Origin of the sequence: Maribacter algarum (ex Zhang et al. 2020) (assembly GCF_005885635.1) — a bacterium.
Classification (GTDB): Bacteria; Bacteroidota; Bacteroidia; order Flavobacteriales; family Flavobacteriaceae; genus Maribacter_C; species Maribacter_C algarum.
Window position 1 is genome coordinate 174,295 of the sequence record NZ_VATY01000003.1, and the last position, 26,481, is coordinate 200,775.

13 protein-coding genes and 1 pseudogene are annotated in these 26,481 nt (G+C 38.3%); 6 read left to right on the plus strand and 8 right to left on the minus strand.

Annotated elements, in window-relative coordinates:
- Positions 1–245: 245 nt before the first annotated feature.
- Together FEE95_RS14560 and FEE95_RS14565 are read right to left on the minus strand one after the other, a co-directional pair.
- Positions 246–12,620, minus strand: coding sequence for a BspA family leucine-rich repeat surface protein (locus tag FEE95_RS14560; RefSeq protein ID WP_138658737.1), 12,375 nt, complete (start codon positions 12,618–12,620; stop codon positions 246–248).
- A gap of 376 nt (positions 12,621–12,996) precedes the next feature.
- Positions 12,997–15,801, minus strand: a complete 2,805-nt coding sequence (locus FEE95_RS14565) for an HYR domain-containing protein (protein WP_138658738.1) — start codon at positions 15,799–15,801, stop codon at positions 12,997–12,999.
- 224 nt (positions 15,802–16,025) lie between these two features.
- On the opposite strand from FEE95_RS14565, the gene FEE95_RS14570 reads away from it, so the two are divergent.
- Complete coding sequence (locus FEE95_RS14570) at positions 16,026–16,529, plus strand: hypothetical protein (RefSeq protein ID WP_138658739.1); 504 nt, start codon at positions 16,026–16,028, stop codon at positions 16,527–16,529.
- Here FEE95_RS14570 and FEE95_RS14575 read toward each other — a convergent pair.
- The 6 genes from FEE95_RS14575 to FEE95_RS14600 all read right to left on the minus strand — a co-directional run bounded on the left by FEE95_RS14575 (position 16,526) and on the right by FEE95_RS14600 (position 21,804).
- On the minus strand, positions 16,526–17,032 hold the full coding sequence (locus FEE95_RS14575; protein WP_317129256.1) for a 1-acyl-sn-glycerol-3-phosphate acyltransferase: 507 nt from the start codon (positions 17,030–17,032) through the stop codon (positions 16,526–16,528). The genes FEE95_RS14570 and FEE95_RS14575 overlap by 4 nt on opposite strands.
- Positions 17,033–17,134: 102 nt before the next feature.
- Positions 17,135–18,262, minus strand: a complete 1,128-nt coding sequence (locus tag FEE95_RS14580) for an iron-containing alcohol dehydrogenase family protein (protein WP_138658741.1) — start codon at positions 18,260–18,262, stop codon at positions 17,135–17,137.
- A gap of 8 nt (positions 18,263–18,270) precedes the next feature.
- A complete protein-coding gene (locus FEE95_RS14585; RefSeq protein WP_138658742.1) occupies positions 18,271–18,969 on the minus strand; it encodes an HAD family hydrolase in 699 nt (232 codons plus the stop codon).
- Positions 18,960–19,673: a 3-deoxy-manno-octulosonate cytidylyltransferase gene (kdsB, locus tag FEE95_RS14590; protein ID WP_171037075.1), complete on the minus strand. Its 714-nt coding sequence runs from the start codon at positions 19,671–19,673 to the stop codon at positions 18,960–18,962. The genes FEE95_RS14585 and kdsB overlap by 10 nt, the downstream gene beginning before the upstream one ends.
- Before the next feature lie 35 nt (positions 19,674–19,708).
- Positions 19,709–20,278 carry a DUF4126 domain-containing protein gene (locus FEE95_RS14595; RefSeq protein WP_138658744.1) on the minus strand — a complete coding sequence of 190 codons (570 nt, stop codon included), beginning with the start codon at positions 20,276–20,278 and terminating at the stop codon, positions 19,709–19,711.
- An 86-nt stretch (positions 20,279–20,364) separates the two neighbouring features.
- Positions 20,365–21,804, minus strand: coding sequence for an ATP-dependent DNA helicase (locus FEE95_RS14600; RefSeq protein ID WP_138658745.1), 1,440 nt, complete (start codon positions 21,802–21,804; stop codon positions 20,365–20,367).
- A gap of 99 nt (positions 21,805–21,903) precedes the next feature.
- Between FEE95_RS14600 and FEE95_RS14605 the strand changes: the two genes are divergently transcribed.
- From FEE95_RS14605 to FEE95_RS14625, 5 genes and pseudogenes are all read left to right on the plus strand, one after another.
- Positions 21,904–22,638, plus strand: a complete 735-nt coding sequence (locus tag FEE95_RS14605) for a hypothetical protein (protein ID WP_317129257.1) — start codon at positions 21,904–21,906, stop codon at positions 22,636–22,638.
- Entirely contained in the window at positions 22,616–23,446 is an 831-nt protein-coding gene (locus FEE95_RS14610) for a DUF3822 family protein (RefSeq protein WP_138658746.1), read from the plus strand. Before FEE95_RS14605 ends, FEE95_RS14610 begins: the two co-directional genes overlap by 23 nt.
- Positions 23,446–23,985, plus strand: a complete 540-nt coding sequence (locus FEE95_RS14615; protein ID WP_138658747.1) for an RsmD family RNA methyltransferase — start codon at positions 23,446–23,448, stop codon at positions 23,983–23,985. Before FEE95_RS14610 ends, FEE95_RS14615 begins: the two co-directional genes overlap by 1 nt.
- A gap of 41 nt (positions 23,986–24,026) precedes the next feature.
- Positions 24,027–25,670, plus strand: a complete 1,644-nt coding sequence (locus FEE95_RS14620) for an amidohydrolase (RefSeq protein ID WP_138658748.1) — start codon at positions 24,027–24,029, stop codon at positions 25,668–25,670.
- Positions 25,657–26,331, plus strand: a pseudogene (locus tag FEE95_RS14625) (RluA family pseudouridine synthase); the annotation flags it as partial. The gene FEE95_RS14620 and the pseudogene FEE95_RS14625, both read left to right, overlap by 14 nt.
- Positions 26,332–26,481 lie beyond the last annotated feature (150 nt).

A 26,481-nucleotide genomic window follows, 5' to 3' on the forward strand; every position in this document is an offset into this window, starting at 1 on the left:
AGTTTTTAATTATACAATAACGGTTTGGTTTTAATATCAGTTAAGACTTTTACTGGTAACTATTTAGCCTTAACTAAATTTACAAAAACAAGGTTTGTAGGATATTACTTCAGCATAAAAATAGATATAACATGGTACTTTATCGATTAAATGCATCTTTTTTGTGTTCTCGAACTTGTAGTATTTTAAAAAAGAAAAGCGACCTGAATTTCAGGTCGCTTTTCTTTTGATATTATTATTCTTTTCTACTTTTTAATTACCATTTGTTTTTTATGCTTTATTCCTTTGACATCAACCGAGTTTATGAAATAGGTGCCTGATTCCAAATCGTCTACTTGAAGAAGATACGAACCTTCATCGGCTACTTCTGGTCCATTGTAGGAATGTACCAACCTACCCGTTACATCGAACACCTGGATTGTGGTAAGCTCCACTGGCTTTTCGAAACTCAAAGTCGTCGAGCTCACTACTGGGTTAGGTGTCAAGATTGCGGCGTTTGTCTCTACAATAGCCCGTTTCCCACTTATACCTGAATTACATGTTTCATCGGCCTCACCAAATCCAGTAGGTGCATTTGATGTTCTTGTTACGTACAACTTATCGAGCCCGGCACCGTCTTCACGATGGCCAATTTCTATGGTATTTATTCCATCAATTAAATCGAAGGTCAAAAATGATGTATTGAGCTCGCGGTCATGGACCTGATGCCAACTGAAATCTGCACTACCCGGAATCAGGTTCCATCGCAGCCAGCTTTCGCCATTGACCCGTACCCAGAAACTATCATCCTCTTGAGATGGTACACTTACCCTTGCATAGATCTTGTAATTGCCTGCCTCCGCATCAAGGTCAAAAGTAACCACAGAATTCGGGTCTGTTGGTGCACTATTGTAATTCGCCCCGGCGGGTGGTAACAAATACTGACCGCCAGAAGCATCTGCACTATTGATAACACTCCAATTACCTCCTACATCGGCACATTCAGCTTCTAGCCAAAAGTCTTCATTTGAGCAAGTTGACTCTTCAATAACAAATTCCAATAAACCATAACAATTATAATCGCCATAATCACCCTCATATAAAACTACCTCATACTCACCCGCAGGTAAATCATCAGCAGTCCAAAGGTCTAGTTCCGTATCAAAAGTCCAGCGACCTCCGTTTCCGAACTCTATTATTTCATTAATATCCGGGGGTATTGCGGAATGTAATATAGCCCGTCCGCCATTACCATTACAATCTGCCGGAATGGTCTCTATATATGCAGCTTCAGTCTGTTCCTCGCATCTATTGTAAACCTCAAAAGTCAGTTCAAAAGGCTCTCCTTCAATTCCATTAAGCCCAGGTTCACTGTATGGAGTAGCTGTAAGCGTATAAAACCCAGCCTCTTCAAAATTGTTTTTAGAAGGTGAATAAGCATCGAAAGGGAAAGTACTGTCCTCAAATTCAAATTCCTCAGCTCCAGACATGACAAATTTAACACTGCCTACTGTTCCTTCTAAATTTGTTCTGATGTTGAGTGGCCCAGCAAAGGCATCAATCTCCCCCGCCGAATAATCATTGGAATATCTTTCTCCATCTACAAAATCAAGAACAATTTCGTCTAGGCCATATTTGTATAGGCTAAAACCGGTAATGCTTGGTAAATTCAAAGTACTTTTCCCTAATATCTCAATCGCATTAATAATCGGATGACGTTCTCCACCAACGGCATCTCTAGAATCAAAATCAATATCCAAGATTCCACCAGAAACGTTAACCGTATAGGTTTTCATCAACATGGCATCAGCACCAACCGCTGCGTATACATCTAGATTGTCTTCTGCCAATTGTCCTTCAATGTTAACATCAAAAACACGACTACCTACTCCGCCTGCACCACCACCAGTAGCACCAAACCAAAGTTCTGCAAAATAAAGATTGACTGTATATTCACCGTCTTCTAAAGGAATATCATAGCCCATTTGCTGTGAACGACTAAAACGGAATGTTTGAAAAGGTTCTGGTAGACCTGTTTGCGGTCTGTCTAAAGTATTTCCAGTATTGAAAAAGGTATCGGTGATAAAGTTTTCTCCGTTATAGTCTACTTCGGTACCGCCAGCATTGATTCTTAGAGCAAAATCACTTGGCCCGGGGCAATCTGGAGCTTTACCAGCATCGGTGATTGTCCAACCGAAATCGTCAATTAGTTTTTGTCGAGCAGCTTCACCTTGGCAGTATTGGCTGTTGCCAGCATTAAAGGAGACATCACTTTGTAGTTGTTGTGTACTCCAACCATTCAACAAAGCATCATAATTTTCATTTGATAAGCCCGACCCGTAGAACATATCTATCATATTGGTCACCATGGATACATCCCATTCTGCAATATTTTGATTGAATGCCGGAGTTCCATCAAACATGGATGACATTTGGACTACATTGCTTACGTCCCAAGCGCTAAGATCTTGATTAAATTCTAGTGCTCCTGAAAACATTAAGGACATATCAGTAACACTACTAACATTCCAGTTCCCAATAGGTTGATTAAATTTTGAGCTTCCGGAGAACATAGCGTACATACCGCTCACATTTTCTACATTCCACTGTCCAATATCTTGGTTGAATTGAGTTGCGCCGGCAAAAAGAAAATACATATTCGATACATTAGATACATCCCAATTGCCTATTGGAGCATTAAACTGTTCTGCATTGAAGAACATTTCTGACATCGAAGTAACGTTGCTCAAATTCCACTCATTAAAAGTAACATTACCCACCAGCGATTCACAACCACTAAACATTGAACCAGTAAACCGCACTTGTGATAAGTCTGGAATATCCATCGCAACTACATTTAAATTGGAACAACCAGAAAAAGCATAAGCCATATTTTTCCAAGCAATATCACCCCATTGGTTGACTTCAAGAAGCTTTTGACTATCTGAAGAGATTCCCATATTTATTCCTGGAAATTCACCAGATATTGAAACTTGATATGTTCCTCCTGTTTCATAGTCATGGGTAATATTGCCAATCACTTCTGTGTCTGATGTACCATCACCCCAATCTACAGAATAGTTATAAGTCTCTCCCGGTAAGGTTGGAATAGTTATTTGATTGTCTGCTGAAACACCAGGGTTGTCTGTTTTCCAAGTTGTGATAAAAGAGGTCGTATCTTGGCAATCGGCAGTTTTACCATCATCGGTAATCGACCAACCAAAATCGTCGATTAGTTTTTGGCGGGCAGCTTCACCTTGGCAGTATTGGCTGTTGCCTCCGTCAAAAATAATTCCATTTTGTAATTGTTGGGTACTCCAACCTTGCAAAAGTGCATCATAATTTTCTTTAGATAACTTTAATTGGTCAAACATTTCACTTAAATCACTAACATTACCAATATTCCAACTTCCCAAATCTTGGTCAAAGGAAGTAGCCAATTGAAACATTCCTGACATTGTTTCCACTGAGCTAGTATCCCAAACACCAATATCTTGATTAAATGAAGTGGCACCCTTAAACATTGCACCCATATTTTGAACACTAGATGTATTCCAATTTCCAATATTTTGATTAAAAAGGTAGGCGTCCTTAAACATTCCGAACAAATATTGGACCCCACTTAAATCCCACTGATTAAAGGACTCATTTCCTTTCAAACTGCTACAAACATCGAACATGCCACTCAATGAGTCTACATTAGATAAATCAGGGGTGTCAGTTGCCAAAACATCCATAAGTGTGCAACCAGAGAATGCACCGTCCATTGAGCTCCATTTGATATCACCCCACTGATCAACACTTAACAATTTTACCCAATCAGGGTTTCCCACATCAAATGATATTCTTGGAAAGATACCAGAAATAGATACCTGATATGAACCTGGTGATTCATAGGTATGGGTGATACTGCCTGTTACTGCATAATCTGAAGTTCCATCCCCCCAATCCACAACATAATCATAAATTTCATTTGGATGGGTGGGAATGGTTATCTGATTGTCATTAGAACTACCGGGATTGTCAGTTTTCCAAGTTGTGATAAACGATGTTGTGTCAGCACAGTCTTCACTTTTGCCAGCATCTTGAATAAACCAATCAAAATCGCTTATTAATTTTTCTCGAGCTTCTCGGCCTTCACAGAATTGACTGTCACCTGCATTAAATATTACTCTTGTCTGCAGTTGCTGAGTGCTCCAACCATTCAATAAACTATCATAATTTTCGGTGGATAAACCTGAGCCATCAAACATATTTCTCATATTTCTGACATTTCTTATATCCCACAAACTTAAATCTCTATCAAAGGATGTAGATCTTTGGAACATTAATTCCGTATCAAAACAATTCATTAAGTTCCAAGTAGCCATTTCCTGATTATAGAGACTAGCGTCTTTAAACATTCTAACTGTAGACTCCACTCTGCTTACATCCCAATTGCTAAGAGGTTGATTAAAAACTATAGCGCCATCAAAAACATTCGACATATTCTTAATGTTTCCTACATCCCAAGAATTAAATGAACCATTTCCCCTTAAGGAAGAACAGTTGGCAAACATAGCGGCAATACTTTCGGTATTTGATAAGTTCGGAGTATCAGTAGCCTTGACATCAAGATTTGAACAACCGATAAAAGCAAATTCCATAGAGTTCCAAACTATATCACCCCAATTATCTACCGAGACTAATTTCAAATTATCTTTCCCATTAATCGTTTGATCATAGAAGTAGAGCCTTGGAAATATTCCGGTGATTGAAATCTGGTAGGTTCCAGGTTCGGAATAAGTATGTGTAATATCATCGGTTACTTCGCTATCGGAGGAGCCATCTCCCCAATCTACCGAATAATTATAGCTTCCAATAAAATAAGTTGGTATCGTAATCTGATTATCTTGAGAAACCCCAGGATTATCTGTTTTCCAAGTGGTAATGAATGAAGTTGTATCTGGGCAATCTTCGGTTTTGCCACCATCGGTAACCGTCCAACCAAAATCATCGATTATTTTTTGACGGGCTTCTTCGCCTTGGCAGTATTTGCTGTTTCCACCATCAAAAGTAAGTCCGGTAAGGACGGAAGATAGTCCAGACCACCCCAACAAAGTACTATCATAATTTTCAGTGGATAACGTTGCGCCTGTAAACATATTATTAATTCCCAATACGCTTTGTATATTCCATTTGCTTAAATTTTGGTCAAAAGAGATTGCATTGGAAAACATATACCTCATAAATTGAACCTTGCTAACATCCCAATCACCAATGTCTTGATTAAAGGAAGATGCTCCTGAAAACATTGAAGGCATGGTAAGTACATTGCTAACATCCCAAGAACCGATATCCTGATTAAAAGAAGTAGCCTCCCTAAACATATCGGCCATGAACATTGCACTACTAACCTTCCAAAGCCCAATATCTTTGTTAAATGAGCTAGCGGAAAAAAACATGCCCCCAAAACCTCTAACATTGCTAACATTCCAATTTCCCAAATCACCATTAAAAGAAATAGCATCACGAAACATTGAATCCATTGTGGATACCGAACTTACATTCCAAGAACCGATTTCTTGGTTAAAAGATATGGCTGAACGGAACATACCATTCATTTCTGTTACATTGCTAACATTCCAATTACTAATATCTTGATTGAACCGTTCGGCATAAAAAAACATTAAACGCATATCTGTCGCAGCGCTTAAATCCCATTCGTTAAACTTACTATTTCCTACAAGATTTTTACAGTTTGCGAATGCCCTATCAAAATTACTAACTGAAGAAAGATTGGGAGTGTCATTAGCAACTATATCCAAATTCATACAACCATTAAAGGAAGCAGCAAAAGAAGACCATTCTATCGATCCCCATTGATTTACCGAGATTAATTTATCTTTATCCCCTTGACCTAAAAAATAGATTCTAGGAAAATTACCATTGATTGAAATGGTATATATACCAGAATTAGGATAGGTATGAGTAATATTGCCAGTTACTCCAATATCTGATGTACCGTCTCCCCAGTCCACAGAATAATCATAGATTTCTCCATCGTGGGTAGGTATCGTTATCTGATTATCTTCAGAAGTACCCGGATTATCCGTTTTCCAAGTGGTGACAAACGGTCTTTCATCAGGTTCTGATGCTTGACCTAATATCTCAATCGCATTGATAATCGGGTGACGTTCCCCGCCGACCTCGTCTCTAGAATCAAAATCAATATCCAATACACCACCGGTTACTGTTACCGTATGTGATTTCATCAGCATAGTATCCGCACCGGCTTCAGCATAGACATCTAGATTATCTTCTGCCAATTGTCCTTCGATACTGACATCAAATACACGACTTCCCGCTCCACCTGAACCACCGCCAGTTGCGCCAAACCATAATTCCGCGAAATATAAGTTTACCGTATACTCACCATCCTCCAAGGGAATGTCATAACTCATTTGTTGTGAACGGCTAAATCGAAAGGTTTGGAAAGGTTCGGGTAGACCTGTTTGTGGTCTATCCAAAGTATTTCCAGTATTGAAATAGGTATCGGCAATAAAGGTTTCTACATCATATTGTATTTCAGAACCCCCAGCATTTATCCGTAATGCAAATACTTCATCTGAAGTGATAGTCAGTGTAACCTCATCAAATGATGAATCACCTTCGTCGTCTGTTACCGTTAATTTGAAAACATAATCACCTACCACAAGGTTGCTCGCCACCAAATCTGATGAATCTGCACCAGATAATGTTGCGGTATTTGGACCACTTTCTTGGGTCCATAAATAAGTTACATCTCCACCATCGGGATCGCTGCCACTTCCGTTCAAGTTTATAGTGGTTTCCGCGCTATTTTGATCTTGACCAGCATCTACAACTGGGGAAGAAGTTCCACCAGACTGTACTTCAAGACTTACCTCATCAAATGCGGATTGATCTTCATCATCAATTGCCATCAGTCTAAAAACATAGTTACCTACAACGAACCCCGTTGCTGTAAGGTCAGCTGTATTTTCCCCGCTGAGCATCGCGTCATTAGGCCCGCTGACTTGTGTCCATTCGTAAGAAACAATCTCACCCCCATCAGGGTCGTTGGCAGAACCATTAAAAATTGCACTTGTCGTAGCGGGAATTACAATCATCTGATTGTCTCCTGCTAAAACAACGGGTGGGGTATCTGTGCAGTTTTCTCCACCGTCTATAATATTCCAGCCGTGATTATTTACTAATAGTTGTCTTGCATCGGCACCTAAGCAATATTGACTATTTCCCGCATCAAATGTAACTCCATAGCGTAAGCTTGGTAGTTCACTCCAACCTTTCAATAAATTGTCATAGTTTTCTAGTGACAATCCGACCCCTTCAAACATATCATCCATAGAATATACCTTGCCAATATTCCATTCACCCAAGTTTTGATCGAACGCAACGGCGCCAAAAAACATACGGACCATATATTCTGTATTGGATACATCCCAATTACTTAAATCTTGATTAAAAGAAACAGCGCCTTCAAATACACCATACATATCGGTAACTTGACCAACATTCCATGCTCCTATATTCTGATTAAAAGATGAAGCATTTTGAAAGACCCCGAATAAACTTGTGACTTTTGAAACGTCCCAATTACCTATGTCTTGATTGAAGTTACTAGCATTGGCAAACATTACCGCCAAATTTTCTGCACTCTGCATATTCCAATTACCTATATCTTGGTCGAACCCTTTGGCCCCTTCAAACATTCCACTAAAGTTCGTACCCATTGCTGTTTCCCAGCTTGACAGGTTGGCATTGAAAAGATGATTGTTCCTAAAAACTCCATAGAAGTTTTTTATAGTACTTACATCCCAAGAATTAAAACTATCGTTTCCGATAAGTTTTTTGCACTGATTGAACATTGAAGCTAAGGACGTAACTAAGCTCAAATCCGGAATATCTTCTGCCAGGACATTCAGGTTTTCACTACCTTCAAATGCATCTTCCATACTATACCATTGGATGTCACCCCACGCATCTACACTTACCAACTTATTTCGGTCAAAACCATAATTCATGTAAAATCTGGGAAAATCTCCGTTTATCGATACTTGATAAGTTCCAGGCGAATCATAATAGTGCGTAATATTTCCAGTAACACCAATATCACTGGTGCCATCACCCCAATCTACGGTGTAATCATAACCTCCACCAACCGTTGGTATAGTAACACCTGTACTGTATTCATACTCAATATCCGTTTGCCATGTGGTAACAAATGGATTTTGCGGACAATTCGATGCTGATGCCCCAAACTCTTCAGGAAGTTCATTGGTTTTGGTAACGTAAATCTTGTCGATAGCAGCACCATCTTCGCGATGTCCGAATTCCAAGGTGTTTTCGCCACCCATTAAATCAAAAGTGATAAAAACCGTGTTTTGTTCTTGATTGTGAATTTGGTGCCAGCTGAAATCACTACTCCCTGGAATCAAATTCCAGCGTATCCAATCACCTCCATTGGCACGTACCCAAAAACTGTCATCTTCTTGAGAAGGAACGCTTACTCTGGCAAAAACTTTATAACTACCTGCTTCTGCATCGAAATTAAATGATATTATAGAATTTGAATCTGTAGGTGCCGAGCTATAATTGTTTCCTATTGGTGCCAATAAATATGACCCCTTTGAAGCTTCTGAGCTTTCCACGAGATTCCAATTGGCCCCCACTTCAGCACACTCTGCTTCCAACCAAATAGCATCGGTTGAAACCGGGCAGTTTTCTCCTTTATCAGAAATAACCCAACCATAATTGGAAACTAAAGATTCCCTAGCATCTACACCTAAACAGTAACGACTATTACCAGCATCAAATTCAACATTATTTTGGAGATTTGGAAGCAACGACCAGCTATTCAAAATCGAGTCATAATTTTCCTGAGAAAGGGCAACATCTTTAAACATGCTAGACATGTCAGTTACATTTTGTACATCCCAGTTGCTAATATTCTGATCAAACGAATAAGCTTCATAAAACATTTCGGACATGTCAGTTACATTTTCAACATTCCATTCGTTTAACTCTTGATTAAATTTTGTCGCTCGATAGAACATACCAGGCATTTTAGTAACGCTTGATACATCCCAATTGCCAATGTCTTGATTAAATTCTGAAGCAGTATTAAACATAGAAGACATATCTTGAACATTTGATGTATTCCACCCGCTAATGTCTTGGTTGAAATTACTAGCGTAAAAGAACATCGCAGCCATGTCAGTAACGGAACTAACATCCCAGCCATTTATGTCTTGGTTAAAAGAAGTCGCAAAAAAGAACATCTGATTCATCGAAATGACATTGGCAACATTCCAACTACTTATGTCTTGATTGAATGATGTGCCAAAAAACATTCCCGCCATTTCTCTTGTATTGCTAACATTCCAATTTCCAATATCCTTGTTAAAACTATAAGCACCTAGAAAAAGGTTAGTCATGTCCGTTATACCACTCACATCCCATTGACCAATTAAATCATTTCCTACCAGAGCACTACAAGATTGAAACATTGACTTAAGGGAGGTGACATTAGACAAATCGGGAAGATCGCTAGCCATTATATCAAGATTATTACATCCTTCAAAAGAATTTTCCATCGAAGTCCAGGCAGTTTTACCCCACTGTTTTATTTGTAATATTTTTTCTTTGTCACCTTCATTATTAAAATAAATTCTTGGGAAATCACCTGAAACGGATACTTCGTAATTACCAGATGTAGGATACGTATGGGTAATATTTCCCATTACCCCCGTATCAGTAGTCCCATCGCCCCAGTTCACTGTGTAATTGTAAATTTCTCCAGGAAAAGTCGGGATTGTAATTTCATTATCTTCAGAAGTACCAGTGTTATCGGTTTTCCAAAAAGTAATAAAACTAGTTGTGTCAATTGTACAGCTTTCCCCGGCATCGGTTATCTGCCATCCATAGGTATCAATAAGTACTTGACGTTCTTGTATCGCAGTACAAAATTGACTATTTCCTGCATCGAACTGCACACCATTTTGAACAGATGAAAGACTACTCCAACCGGTCAAAAGGGCATCATAATTTTCCATTGAGAGGGATACTGCCGTGAACATATTCTGCATATCACCGACTTCTGCTACATTCCAACTACTTAGGTTCTGATCAAATTCAAGAGCTCCTCTGAACATGTTGTTCATTGTAGCAACGTTCATTACATTCCATTCACCAATATCTGCATTGAAATTGACAGCACCGTTGAACATATCTGCCATGTTGTTAACCTTCTCGACATTCCAATTCCCAAGATTTTGGTTAAAATTAACCGCGTCTTTAAACATGCCTTCCATATTGGTTACGTTGCTTACGTTCCAACCGGTGATATCACCAGTTATCGTTTCTACACCTTCAAACATTTTCTTCATACTAGCAACAGCGCTCATATCCCAACTATTGATACTACTGTTTTCTGCATTTACCCGAAGACAGTCTCTAAACATTCCCTCTGTAGAAGTAGTCTGACTAAAATCGGGATTATCATAAGCCCAAACATTCAAATAATCACATCCCGCAAAGGCATTTTCCATCGAGGTCCATTCAATCGTGCCCCATCGGTCAATTATCGATAGTTTTCTTGCATCTCCAGAATTATTGAAATATATTCTTGGGAATGTACCTGTGATACTAACGGTATAGTTTCCAATATCAGGATACGTATGTGTTATATCGCCTGTAACGCCTTCTGATGTAGTGCCGTCTCCCCAATCTACGATGTAGTTATAGATTTCTCCAGGAAAGGTTGGAATCGTAATTTGATTGTTCTCTGAGGCACCTTCATTTCCAGTATACCATCTTGTGACAAAAGGGTATTCAATTGGTGGTGGTAAGGCTGCTTCTGTTTTTGGTAATTTCCATACGCTGGACGAACCGACACCTCCGTAAACATAATTGTCATCAATTGCTAGACTATTGATCGCAGTGCCATCTAAACCTTCAGATAAGGAATACCATTCATTTCTACCCTCCGCGGTAACGTAAAATCCGTTTTGAGTAGCAGCATAAATAATTTCATCGGTTACTACAAGATCCCTAATTCCATTTGGACTAAAGCTATTGTTTAATCTTTCCCAGCTATCACCAAGGTCTCGACTCACATAAACCGCGTTGTAATTCGACACATATAAATTTTCATTTAAAATTTCAATCGCACCAATTGTATTACTACTTATTGGAGTACTCTTTTTCCATGTGTTTCCAAGATTTATGCTAGTATAAATACTTCCCCCTGTGCTAACGGCAATGGTATCTCCCTTTATTTCTACTTCGCCAAAGTAACTCGGTTCGCTTAGAGCATCAATAGGCACTTGACTCCAAGATTGGGTCATATCAGTTGACATATATATACTTGAACCTGAAGTAGCGGTCACAAATATGCCATTATCATAGGCGAGATCATTACTGTTTTGATTCAGGCCTGGATCTAATTTCAAATTCCAACTATTCCCATTATCCGATGAAGAAAAAATTCCTCCACCAGTTGCAATATATAAGACATCGTTTACTTCAATAATCTTATTTACTTGTTTAGGGCCATAACCCGTCAAACCGGAGTTAATAGCTTCCCAAGTATCGCCAGAATTCGCAGATCTAAAAATACCTTGTTCTAGTGTACCTGCAAATGCAAAGGAGTTATTTGAGTATAATGCCCTTGCATCTAAAGCCCTAATTCCAGCATTACTTGACAACCATGTTACGCCTGAATCTAAGCTAGCAAAAACACCTTCATTTGTAATCATTAAGGTTTTGGAGCCGTTTACCAAAATACCTCTTACAAAGCTTGAGGCTAATGGATTTAGAACAGACGTCCAATTCGAACCTTCATCTTCAGAAAAAAAGTACTTACCGCTAGAGGCACCGAAATATATTTTTTCCTGATAACCATCAATACTGTTTATTGATTCGCCAAAGAAGTATGGCGAGGCACTCCACAAACTTAAATCATCTGTAGATCTGAAAATCCTGCTTGAGCTTACTACATAAAACGCTCCTTCAAAAGAAAGAAGTTTATAAGCACCTGTTGGACCATCGCCTTGTATGCTAACTTCTAGCCATGTTGCCCCATTATCACTAGACTCATAAAGACCATTACCTGCTGCATATACTTTTGAACCATATATTTCAATATCTTGAAACTGCCTGTTTTCGATATTACCACCTACATAGGAATAAGTTTGACCACCGTTATTCGAATAAGTCATTCCACCATTCGCATTCCCGGCATAAATATTTTGTCCGTCAACAAGAAGTGTATAGAATGTTTCATTCTCAATTCCAGAATTTAGAGGCAACCAGTTATTTCCTGAGTCAGTTGATCTATATATGCCATTGCTACCTATTGAGGCATAAATGTTGCCGCTGTAAATAGATAAAACCAACGATTGTGAATTAGTCGGCAATCCTGAATTCACCGGAAACCACGACGCCCCTATATCAGTGGACTTATAAATTCCGCCATTACTAGCAGAAACAAATAAATCATCACCCAATTGAACAATATCATTTGCATAACCTCCCTCAGGCCCATTAGTTTGAGTCCATTGCGAGAAAGAAAGTAAACATGTGAAAAAGAAGGCAATCGAGAGTAAAATTTTATTCATGAGAATCTATGTTAGGTGGTTTGAACCAAAATATGTTTTGAGTTAAAACTGTAGCTTTAATTTATTCTTGCAGTCAACCTAAAGTTTGAAAAGTAATCGGAGTTATAATAGTTTTCGAATGGAAGTAAAGATTTCTTGAAGAAATAAAGTTTTTGAGGGAATTCATTGAGTTTAGGTTTTCGACGTTTGGCACCTCTAAAATAAACTGTAAGAATTCGCCTATTTTTATAAATCGATTAAACGTAATATATTTCGTCAAAGTACATTGTAAATTCTATGATAAAAGTCAGGTAGAATATATTTTGAACTCACCTTCCTGATAAATTAAAAAGAGAGACGGATGATTTCCGTCTCTCTATTCTACTATTTTAGTTAGCTATTCTCTCGAAATAACCAGCAACTCCTGATAAAAATCACCTAGTGTGTCTTGTGATCTTAAAATATAATTTCCTGGGTGTAATCCGCTTACAGGCACTAGGTAAGAATTTCCGTTTAGTACACCTTCAGCGTTAAAAGACTCTAAAAGTCTTCCATTAAAGTCGTATATCTCTATCACTTTCAATTCTACGGAGTTTTCAAAACTCAATCGTGTTTCAGTTCTGGCTGGATTAGGAGAAATGATTATTGAACTTGACTTTTCTGCTACAACAATAACAATTGGATTACTTAGCTCAAAATCTATTGAAAGTGCCATTCCCACTTGCCCCCTCAGACTGTTTTCTGAGTATGGAATGGCCGAGACGGTATAGGTGCCAACTACAAAGTTACTTCCTTTGTAATCTCCAATCGGAAGATCTTGAAATAATGCATATGGAACCAGACTTTCCGTTCGAGCGGAAGTTAAAGCACCGGACAAAGACAGGCGTACACTTTCAACATCTTCAGATGTATTAGCCCTTATATCTAAATGCCTTGTTGGAAGTTCATTGATATCAATAACCATTCCCTCCGTAATAACAAAAAGATCTTCATCTGTATCCGCATTTACCAACATGAAATCGATTACTTGTAAACTGGAGTCGACCAGCTCAAAATTGATTCTGTATGAAGAACCTAAACTTCCTCTCGCACTATCTTCAGAATAGGGAACTCCTATAACGGAATAGCTTCCGGTGGAAAAATTATTGCCCTTGTAATTTCCAATCGGAAGATCTTGAAATAAGGCATAAGGTTCTAAACTTTCTGTTCTTGCAGAAAATTGAGAGCCTGACAATGACAATTTTACGCTCTCTACATCATCAGTTGTATTAGCCCGAATATCTAAATGATTTGTAGGCAAGCTGTTGATATCAATGACCATTCCTTCTTCAATGGTAAACAGATCTTCATTTGTTCCTGCATTAATAAGTGTAAAACTCTCTATTTCAAGTGTTCCAATTACACCGATTATTTCAAAATTTAAGGTCAAGAAATTCCCTGCTTCACCTTGAAGTGCATCTCCAGAATATGGAGTAGCAGAAACGGTATAGTTACCTGGTATGAAATCATTCCCCTTGTAATCTCCAATCGGTAAATCTTGATACAAGGCGTATGGCAACAGGCTTTCGGTTCTTACTGTATTTTGAGCTCCCACCAAAGAAATACGAACACTTTCAACGTTTTCAGTAGTATTTGCACGAATATCTAAATGCACTGTTGGAAGGTCTTCAATAGCAATCATCATTCCTTCTTCTAACAGAAATAAATCTTCATTTGTTTCTGCATTCACTAACATAAAGCTGGTAACGGAAAGTTCATTATCCTTCTCTTCTTCTTCTTGCTCAAGAACTTCTACAATGACAGTCCAAATTTCATCTGTTCCATCTTGGGCAGTTACTGTATACTCAACGGGAGTTGAAAAATTACGTGCAACTCCGGTTTCGGGAGTTACAGTAGCGTTTGTAGAAATTTCCAAAGTTGGAATCAAAGACTCTAATTCCGTTCCGAAAGGAACTTTTAAGTTCACCGTTTTATTTTCTGTATTAATTACAGGTTCTCCAGTTTGTTCTGAAACAGAAAATGAAGTGATATCATTTTCATTTGAAGCACTTGAATTAACAGTGATCACTTGTTCACATTCTGAGAAATTATCAGAAGTATCCGTCACTGTCCAAGTAATGGTTGTCATGCCAACGGGATATGGATCTTGTAATCCTAAATCATCACTACGAGAAAACGAAAGCTCAATTTCCTCGTCACAAACATCAGCTGCTGTAGCAGCTTCTATTTCAATGGACACCGGGTTTCCGTCGTGGCTGGATACCATAATACTTTCAGGGCATATCAATGTTGGAGGCACTTCATCTGTTACGGTAATGGATTGCATACAACTATCTGAAACATTTCCAGTTTCATCAGTGGCCGTCCAAGTTATGATGGTCTCTCCCACTGGAAAAAGGTCAGTTAACTCCAATCCATCATTTCGAATTCCTGAGAATTGTATTTGGGTGGATTCATTATCCGTAGCTGTTGGCAATGGTAATTGGAAAGTTGCTCCGCAATTATCTACATCTGAAACCATATTTAAGGCTTCAGGACATGTAATCATGGGCCGTTCGGTATCAACGGAACCAGGGAGTCCTGGTGACCCTATATCTTCACCTTCGTTTGTTTCAAAAACCATGCTGGCATAGGCTTTGAAAATCGGTGTAGCTATACCAACTGTGCTCAAAGACCAGTTCGTCCCTATATTATTGTCCGAATCTAAATCCCTTAAAAAAATTGATGCAGAACCGTCATCTTCTGGCCAGATTTCTCCGTCCGCTGCATATGCTACCTGCTCGATAACATTTTCTTGGGATGTATTATCTCCGGAATAGGACTCAAAACTATTCCATATGCCGATGGTATCACCTCCATTATTCAAAGAGCTCCAACGTATAACCGGAATCAAGTCTACGGTACCCCAAACTTGACGAAAGTCACTTTCAGATAAAACAGACGCATTGAACAAAATAGCAGATTTTCCAGAAAGAATTGTTCCTGACGGGATATTTGCTTCACTATAGGAGGCACCACTATTGTCATCAATTACAAAGCCAGTTAGGTCTGCTAGTTCCGTACCCGCATTATAAACTTCTATCCACTCCCATGCGCTATCGGCATTACTTGGATTGTACATGATTTCAGTAATTCGTAAATCTTGTGCGTGTGAGGCGAACGTGATACCAAAAAGAAAAATCAAAAACGTAATTTGTTTCATAATCTAAATTTTTTTAATTAATAATTTTAATAAATATAATTGTAGTATTATTCTTACTTTTTATCAACGAAGAAGTACAGCCCGATATTGTTCAATATTTACTACGGAGTATGCAATTCATCGAATTCTTAGATTTTGATTATCAAATGAATAGGCAATTTTTATTCTTATAATAGATTTTGTAAATATGACCATGGAAATACGACTTATATAAAAAACCAGACATGAGAAGAGTTTACTACCTATTCATCCTATTCAGCTTTGTTGTCTTGACAAAAGCAAAAGCACAGGATATGAATCCTGAAAAACTATCAGAACTAATCACACAAGTTTCTGACACGGTCATGACCAATAGCAATACCATACAATTCATGTATCAAGAGCGACCTTTGATTTGTGTTTATGACGAAAATGCCAATCGAATGCGTATCATTTCTCCTATCGTGGAAACAAAAGATTTAAAGGAGGAGCAATTATTAAATATGCTAGTGGCGAATTTCCATTCTGCCTTAGACGTCAAATATGCTCTAAGTGATGAAGTAATATGGTCCGTTTTTATTCACCCTTTGAAAGAATTAGGTGATCATCAAGTTTTGGATGCAATTAGCCAGGTACATGCGGCAAGTGTGACTTTCGGTACTTCTTATTCTAGTACAAATCTCGTATTTCCGGGGAACACGAAGAAGAAAGAAGCTCCCAAAGAGAAAAAACTAATAGAAAGAGGCTAATAACTATTTTCTGGAACTTTACCTTTTACTCCTTTAAAGAAGTCTTCATAGGTTTTAAAATCCGCTTCTTTATCATCTGTAGGCCATATGGGTTCAGAAACCTTAACCTCTTTTTTCCCAAAATCAAAAGCGATTAAAATAATTGGCACTTGCGCCTTTTTTGCAATATAGTAGAATCCGCTTTTTAGCTTGCTCACTCTTTTTCTTGTGCCCTCAGGCGCCAAAGTCAATCGAAATACATCTCTTGTTTGAAAAACCTCTGCGGTTGCAGTGACAGTATCGCTATTCTTTGTTCGGTCGACGGGTGCGCCGCCCATCCATTTAAAATACCATCCGAAAGGAGCTTTAAAGAGGCTCTTTTTTCCTACAAAGTTGATTTTTACATTCCATACATTACGAAGAATAATTCCCAACGGAAAATCCCACCAACTGGTATGAGGTACTACAGCCACAACACACTTTTTAACGTGTGATGGAAAATCACCATTCAGCGACCATTTCATCACTTTAAAATAAATAAACCTCGCAAATTTCTGCATGGGTATCTAAAACAGTTAAGATTAAATAAGAGTAGTAATGAAAAGGGACACTACGTAAAAGATAATCTAAATTTTTTGGTATATAGCCTTTAATTTTTCAGGAGTTATCATACTTCTCCAACTTTTCCCTAAGGCATTTTCCCAAAGAGGTTCCATACCCATAGCTACCTCAATCATCGTATCATAATCCGCGTCGCTTAACTCGGCGCAAATACTCTTTGGCAAAATGATACCTTGTTTTTCTTTCATTTGATTGAAGAGCTGCACTCCTTTTGGGTAAAATTCCTCTAAATGTTGAAAAACCAAACAATTTCCAATACCGTGTTTAACACCTAATAAATACCCTAAACCGTAGCTCATTGCATGGGCGACGCCCACCTGAGAATATGCAATGCTCATACCCCCATGCCAAGAAGCCATCATCAACTTGTCTCTTGATTCTTCTGAAGTTAAATCGCCGAGGTATACCTCTTTACAAAGATCTAGGGCTTTTTCACCATAGCTTTGGCTAAAGGCATTTAAATAAGTACCATTTAAGGATTCAATACAGTGAATGAAGCAGTCCATGCCGGTATAAAACCACTGTTCTTTTGAAACTCCCTGAGTAAGATTGGGATCAAGAACCACCTGGTCAAATGTTGTATAATCAGAATTTATTCCCAATTTCTTATCAGGGCCCATTAAAACCGTAGTTCGAGATACTTCTGCACCTGTACCACTAATTGTTGGAATACCAACATGATAGATAGATGGTTTTTGAACTAAATCCCACCCTTGGTAGGCAGCAGAACCACCGTTGTTCGTCAACATAATAGAAACCGCCTTTGCCAAATCCAATAAAGTGCCTCCACCAATACCAACAATTCCAGATGGAAGCTCGCTATGATCGTTTTCTATTCTTTGAACTAAGGCATCTACCTGTGTGGTCTTTGGTTCTTCTTCTGCAGAAACAAAAATTATCTGATCGTTAAAAATAACAGGAATTCTTGCTGCAACGTCAGTGCCTTCAAAAACCTCGTCAACTAAGAAAATAAACGGTGCATCTGAATGTTTGCGTTTAGGTAACAAAATATCTCCCAATTGATTGAAACTATCTTTTCCAAATACAACCCTAGGAACCATTGGGAAATTCCTATACCCTTCAGCTTTTGATCCAATCACTTTTTTTGTATCTATGTCTTTATTAATATCCATATTTCAAATTACAAATGCTTTAAAATATCCGATAACTTATTTATTTTCAAGTAATTAAAATCCCTATCCTCAATAGTAACTTCTTCATGTTGCCAAGTGGTATGAAAGGGAACGTGTACCGCTTGCGCCCCAATATTCAATAAGGGCAATACATCTGATTTCAATGAGTTTCCTATCATTAAAAACTCTTGGATGTTTATCTCTAAATGCTCGAGTAAATTTAGATAGTTTTCTTCTTTCTTATCGCTCAAAACTTCAACATGATGAAAATACTTAGACAGGCTAGATCGTTCAATTTTCCGTTCTTGATCTAATAAATCACCTTTCGTTAAAACAATTAAACGATACCTGCCACTTAGGGCTTCCAGTACTTCTTTAACTCCTTCCAAGAGTTCCACAGGGTGCGAAATCATCTTTTTACCCAGATTCAACAAATCAGCAATCGTTGCTTGTGAAACAGTGTTATTAGAAATTTCTAGAGCTGATTCCACCATCGAGAGCATAAAACCTTTTATGCCATAGCCATAGAGTGGTAAATTTTTCATTTCCATTTTGAAAAGCTCTTGGTCTATTTTGTTTTTGGTTTCAAAGCTATCCAACAAACTGGCAAAGTCTTCTTCAGCTTCTCTAAAATAAGTCTCATTAACCCATAGCGTATCATCCGCATCAAAACCTATGACTTTTATCGAACTATAATCTACCTCCATGCTTCTTGTGCGCGTTGCAAATCTTCTGGGGTATCAATCTCAATTCCACTCACTGTGGTTTCCACCATTTTTATTTTTTTTCCATATTCCAGATAACGAATGGCCTCTATCTTCTCTGTGGCTTCAAGCCCCAACATCGGTAATCTTTGAAAATCCATTAAAGCACTTTTCCTGAAAGCGTAAATGCCTTTGTGTTTATAATATACATTTTCTATTTCGGTTGCCCTAGGATACGGAATTGGAGACCTTGAGAAGTACAATGCAAAGTTGCGATTATCCACAATTACTTTCACTGTATTCGGATTCGCTATTTCATCCTTGTCCGTTATCCGAACCATTAGCGAAGCTAAATCAATCTCCATCTCAAGATCAGATTTGAAAACCTCCAGCACACCTGCTAGACTTTCCCTATCCGTAAAGGGTTCATCACCCTGAACATTTACTATGATGTCGACATTCATGTTCTCGACAGCCTCGGCAATACGATCACTTCCACATTCATGCTCTTTGATACTCATAATCGCTTTGCCGCCGGCTTTCGTAATTGTATCAAATATTACCTCACTATCAGTAACTACAAAAACTTCATCAAATAACCGGGTATTTTTAGTGGCCTCGTAGGTACGAACAATGACGGGTTTACCCGAAAGGTCTTGCATCAATTTTGCAGGAAATCTAGATGCCGCGTAACGCGCGGGTATCATAGCAATTATCTTCACGTTTTCTTGGGGATTAATTTTCAGGTTTTAGCTCGAGGACGAAGCTTTCTATAAATCCTAAATATGATAAACAAAATTATAATCACCAAAACAGCTGCAATGGCCGGCGCAAAAATCGATGCAGTTGTGACAGCTACCGCAGTCCCAGTTTCTACAGTAGAGACTAAGGGGTTAGCCACTCCTCCAGTAGAAGCTGTTGAGGCCAACCTACCAGTGGCGTTCGCACCCTTAATTGCCGTGGCGGTACCTCCACCTGCTATAATAGCCAGGGACCATGTTACAACTGGATCCAGACCCGCAACTGTACTTACCATTACTGCCGTACCTGCTATTGCTGCCAATGGAACTGCCATACTATCCAATGCGTTGTCAACCCAAGGAATAAAATAAGCAAATACTTCGATTACGGTGGCTACACCCAAGGTAATCACCGCAGCAAGGCTGCCAATCCATTGCCAACTATCATTGAGCTCCCAAACATTAAAAAAACTGGCCAGACTAAGGGCGAATAAAGGTAAGAAGACTCGAAAGCCAACTGAGGCAGCTAAGCCAACTCCTAAAAATATACTGATTACTGTTTCGGAGGTCATTCTTTATTGTGTGCTAAGGTGTTTAATGTTTTATATCATTCATCGCGCTTCGCACAATCTACCTCAAACACCTTACCAAATTTAATCTATTCCCCATCAAGAAAAAAATCGTTCTTGAATCCGATTAGGTACAACCGTTTTTTAGCTCTTGTGACAGCCGTATATAGCCACCGCAAATATTCCTTATCTACACCATTGGGTAGATAAGGCTGTTCTACAAAAACAGTATCCCATTGGCCACCTTGAGATTTGTGACAAGTTATTGCATATGAGAATTTTACCTGTAATGAATTAAAGTATTTATTACCCTTAACCCCGAGAAATTTTTTATATTTAGAAGTTTCATTTTCATAATCTTCCATTACCTTTTGGTACAGACGATTTCCATCTTCGTAGGACAAGGATGGAGTGACGGCTTGAATGGTATCGAGAAGTAATACCGTTTCAAACGGTTTCATATTCGGATAATCAACCATCTGGACTTTCACCTCAGCAAACTTGAAGGAATAAAGTTCTTTTATCGCAAAGATTTCCAAGACCTCAATGATATCGCCATTGGCAATAAACCCGGCCTCAGATTTCGTATCTAACCAGAAGTAATTATTCTTTACTACCATCATAAAATCTCCAACGGCAATTTCATTTTCCAAATACAGAATTCGACTGCGGATATTCTCGTTATAAAGATTTGCCCTCTTGTTCGAGCGAACTATAAAACTGGTTTCCTCTTTCCCATTTTCAGCGTACGAATTGTCGATCGCATCCAAAATTTCTTGTCCATCGATTAACCGGACAATATCTTTGAACGGACTTACATCAAATTGAAACGCTTCAAAAAATTCGCTTTGTAATTGTTCACGAAGCATTGTTGCGTTTAGCAAAATCCCCGAATCTTCAGCTTGGCGTACTACCTCATCCAGCTCCAAACGAATGACATCTTTATTATAATTTAGTTCCAACTTATCAGCATCCAAGGCAGGACTTAAATTTAAATGCACTGGCGGAAGTTGTGCCGTATCCCCTATTAGTATCAATTTGCAATTATGTCCAGAATAAATAAACATTAGTAAATCATCCAACAATGAACCGTTTTCAAAGAGCTTAGAATCTGCAGGAGTATCAGGAATCATAGATGCTTCATCAACGATAAATATGGTGTTACGATGTTTATTAGGGGCCAAAACGAACTGTATTCCCCCTCCACTTTGCTTCTTCGGAAAATAGATTTTTCTATGGATGGTAAAGGCAGACGTAGTCGAGTAATTAGACATAACCTTTGCGGCCCTTCCCGTTGGGGCCATTAAAACCGCTTTCATCGTTGTCTGCCATAAACTATTCACCAAAGTGCCTACAAGTGTAGTTTTTCCGGTACCTGCGAAACCCTTTAATAAAAAAATGGCATCTTTTTTGTTGCTTAAAATAAAGCTGGATAGCTTTTGCAAAGCGACAGACTGCTTTAGGGTGGGTTCGTGTGGAAATTTATCCTTTAAAATGGTATAAAAAGAAGCGTCTGTAAGGGTTTTCATAGGGCTGCTAAGATAATCAGGATTTTTAGTAGAAAAACTTTTGCGATTGAAAAAAAAATGTAAATTTGTCAATAAGCCAAACTTTTAAAAATTTAATTTATGGTAACACTAATATTGATTATAATAGGGATAATTGTCTTTACCGTTTTGATGGTGATGTTGATAGACAAATTTTTACCTCAAAAGATGAAACCTGTTATCTCTATAGTGCTTGGATTATTATCAATTCTTTTTGCTTATTTGATTTATCAGTCTATCACTGGGCCAATTCGATTTCAAGAAGTAAAAGAGGAACGCTACGGACAAGTTATAAACACTTTAAAAGATATAAAACTTGCACAAGAGGCGCACAAAAGCGTTACGGGCAAATATGCAGGTACCTTCAAAAACTTAATTGATTTCGTTGATAGGGCGAATTATACTATTACTCAACAGCGTGACACGTCTTACATGGTTTATAGTGAGGTGTTTAGAATTGATGTTCCTAAAGACAGTGTTATCATAGATACCTTAGGCACACGCTCAGTGAAAGATTCATTATTCAAAAAAGACGCACGTTATAAGAACATGATGAATGTACCAGGTGTACCAGGCAAGACCTTTGAAATGAAGGCTTCCATAATTGATAAGGGTGGTTATAAGGCTCCTGTTTATGAAGTGAAAGTTGCGAAAAGCGATATCTTGGCCGACCAACCTAAAGACTTATTATCTCGTGAGAATGCTCAGGTGAGCGTTGAAGAGGTAAATGGAACTCATATCAGCGTTGGTTCTTTAGATCAGGTAAGTACAAGTGGTAACTGGCCGGCGTTATATGATAGAAAAGGTGACAACTAAAGAAGCAACAGAGACTTCAAAAGAATTCAATAAACTGTCCATTCAAGTTAGCTTGAATGGACTTTCTTTTTGCATTGTAGATACCATTGCAAATTCAGTACTTAGTTCAGACCATATTGTTTTTGAAAAAGAACGCACTCCTTATGGCCTGCAAAAAGGCTTGGTTTCCCTTTTCAATAAACATAAAATACATCAACAGCAATTTACTGAAGTCATAGTTGTACATCGCAATAAGTTGTTCAGCCTTGTTCCTAAATCCCTGTTTGACGAAAATGAAATGGCTAATTACCTTAAGTTCAATACAAAGATATTGGCAAATGACCATATTGCTCATGACGAGGTTGAGAATCATGATATGGTCAATGTATATGTCCCCTTTGTGAACGTTAATAATTACGTTTATGAACTTTTCGGTGAGTTCATTTATAAGCACAGCGGTACCGTTATGGTTGAATCTCTTCTTACGGGTCAAAACATTCCAAAGGAGCCGACATGCTACGTTCACGTGTCAGACCGACAAATGGAAGTAACTGTAATTTCACAGCGCAAATTAATACTATACAATAGCTTCAATTTCGTAACAAAAGAAGACTTTGTTTACTATTTGCTTTTTACCCTAGAACAACTTAAGTTAGATACAGAAACTACCAAATTAAAACTATTCGGTGCCATTGAGGAAGGTGATTCCATTTATGATATCTGCTATGAATATGTAAAGAACATCTCCATATTTGTACCTTCTATTTCTTCTTATCCTATGGATTTAGAAAAGGACACCATCGACTTCACTGTTTTAAAAACCCTCTAATGCGAATTATCTCAGGGAAGTATAAAAGTAGACGCATTAGCGCTCCTAGCAAACTGCCTGTACGGCCAACAACCGATATGGCAAAGGAAGCCCTCTTCAATATTCTGAATAACCGTTACTATTTTGATGAAGTGGCCTTCTTAGATCTTTTTGCCGGCACAGGAAACATCAGTTATGAATTCGCTTCGCGAGGCTGTGAAAAAATAACTGCGGTTGATGGAGACTTTGGTTGCGTACAATTCGTTTCCAAAACAGCTGCAGAGCTAGATTTAGATATTACGGCACTGAAAAGCGATGTATTTTCTTTTCTTGAAAAAACAGTAATTAAATCAGACATTATTTTCGCCGACCCTCCATATGATATGCCTTTAGAAGATTTTGAACGACTTCCTGAATTGGTTTTCGAAAAAGACTTATTGCTTAAAGATGGTATCCTGATTATTGAGCACGCCAAGCAAACAGACCTTTCGCATCTTTCAAATTTTGTCAACAAGCGAAAATATGGCGGAAGTGTTTTTAGTTTTTTTGAGTTACCTTAATTGCACTATGAGTGCCTTCTATTTCAAATAGAATCTTTTACATGAAATATCTGCAAATTTTCCTTATCCTATTGACAATTTGGTCATGCCAAAAGCCAGTCCAAAAAGCGGACAAAATAATTACCAACGCTGTTATTTGGACAGGCAATACACAACAACCATACGCTCAGGCCATGGCATTAGTGGGAGATTCCATTATTGCCATTGGCGCCCATGAAGAAATTAAAGAACTAAAAGACGTCTCAACTGAACTCGTAAATGCTGAAGGCAATTTCATTACTCCGGGATTTATAGATACCCATGTACACTTAATGATGGGTGGAAATGCGCTTTTAAGTGTCGAATTGAGAGATGCAAACACCCCAGAAGAATTCACTAAAAGAATTGCATCATATGCAAATACCTTGAAAGATGGTCAATGGATTTTAGAAGGCAATTGGGATCATACTTTATGGGGCGGTGAATTACCAAATAAAGAATGGATAGACAAATACACAGAAGACAAACCCGTAGCTCTATATCGATTAGATGGACATATGATTTTAGCAAATTCCGCTGCCTTGAAAATTGCCGGAATCAACAAAAACACTAGTAAAATCGAAAGCGGAGAAATCGTTCGAAATGCTGACGGAACTCCAAGTGGAATTCTAAAAGGAAATGCCATGTACCTGGTTCTTAATAAGGTTCCCTCATTGAATCAAAGAGAAAAGAAAAATGCCTTAAGAGCAGCAACGAATTACTTGCTATCCAAAGGTGTAACCTCAGTTCATGATATGGATAGTTTAGGCACCTACACCGCGGCCAAAGAACTCAAAGATTCTAGCGAGCTTGCTATTCGTATCTATATGGCGAAACCGCTAAATCGCTGGAATCAGAAATTTGATATGGGTAATTCAGACAATAAATGGCTAAAAACAGGAATTGTAAAAGGTTTCGTAGATGGCTCTTTGGGTTCACACACCGCTGCCTTCAAAGAACCCTATACAGATAAGCCTGATGACAGTGGGTTTTTTATAAACGACGAGGATAAAATATCAGAATGGACATCAAGTGCGGACAAAGAGAATCTTCAGGTGACAATTCATGCCATTGGCGATAAAGCTATTCATTCATTACTAAACACATACGAACAAGTAATCAAAGAAAATGGGCCTGAAGACAGAAGGTTCCGTGTGGAACATGTACAACACATAGCAAATCAAGATATTAGCCGTTTTGATGAGTTAGATGTAATTGCCAGTATGCAGCCCTATCATGCGATTGATGATGGCAGATGGGCTGAAGAGCTCATAGGTTCTAAGCGTATACGAACTACTTATGCGTTTAAATCCCTATTGGATGCCAACGCAAAACTGGTTTTTGGAAGCGATTGGCCGGTAGCCCCCGCCTCTCCCTTAGATGGAATTTATGCTGCTGTAACACGCAGAACTTTAGATGATAAGAATCCCGATGGTTGGGTTCCCGAACAAAAGATAACTGTAGAACAGGCACTTAAAGCCTATACTACAACAGCAGCTTATGCGTCATTTGAGGAAAAACGAAAGGGAACACTCGAACCTGGTAAACTTGCTGATTTTGTAATACTAAGTGAGGATATTACAAAAATAGACCCTGTTAAAATCAAAAACGTTCAGATTTTAAAGACTTATTTGGGTGGAATCAAGGTTTACGATGGTGAAAAGTAAGGAGACTCATATCGCAAAACCACAAGAGAAACCCATACGCTTACAAGAATACGGCATTGGCCTCTTCTCCACTATATCCACAAAATCCGCTTTAAAAAAAGCCTTAAAGAAAAAATTGATTTTTGTGGATGGAAAATTGGGCGAGACTTCAACTTACATCCGTGGGAATGAAATTATTACGTTTCATCCATCCGAAGAAAAACCTAATAAAAAACAATTCATACTTAAACTAGAAATAGTTTATGAGGATGAATATATTGCTATTATTCGCAAACCTGCCGGAATTTTGGTAAGTGGAAACTCCTTTAAAACCATAGCCAATGCTCTAGTACAAAATCTTCAAGAAAGTGGTCAATCGGATGCCATAAAACCACAACCAGCGCATCGATTGGATTATGCAACAACCGGTCTTTTACTCATCGGAAAAACAAGTACTTCTCTAATAGCATTAAATAAATTATTTGAGCAGAAGCAAGTGCTGAAAACCTATTTTGCCGTTACCATAGGAAAAATGATAAAGAAAGGAACGATTACTTTTTCTGTGGACGGAAAGGAAGCCATTTCAAACTTTGAGGTGATTGAGACCATCGTATCGGAAAGGTTTCAGTATTTGAATTTGGTTAAGCTATCTCCTGAAACGGGAAGAAGACACCAACTAAGAAAACATTTGTCCGAATTAGGAAGCCCCATTTTAGGAGATGAAACATATACTAAGAAAGATCTCCTTTTAAAGGGAAAAGGATTATACCTACATGCTTTTTCCTTGAAGTTTTTACATCCCTTTACTAATGAAAAAATGTATTTTGAAAAA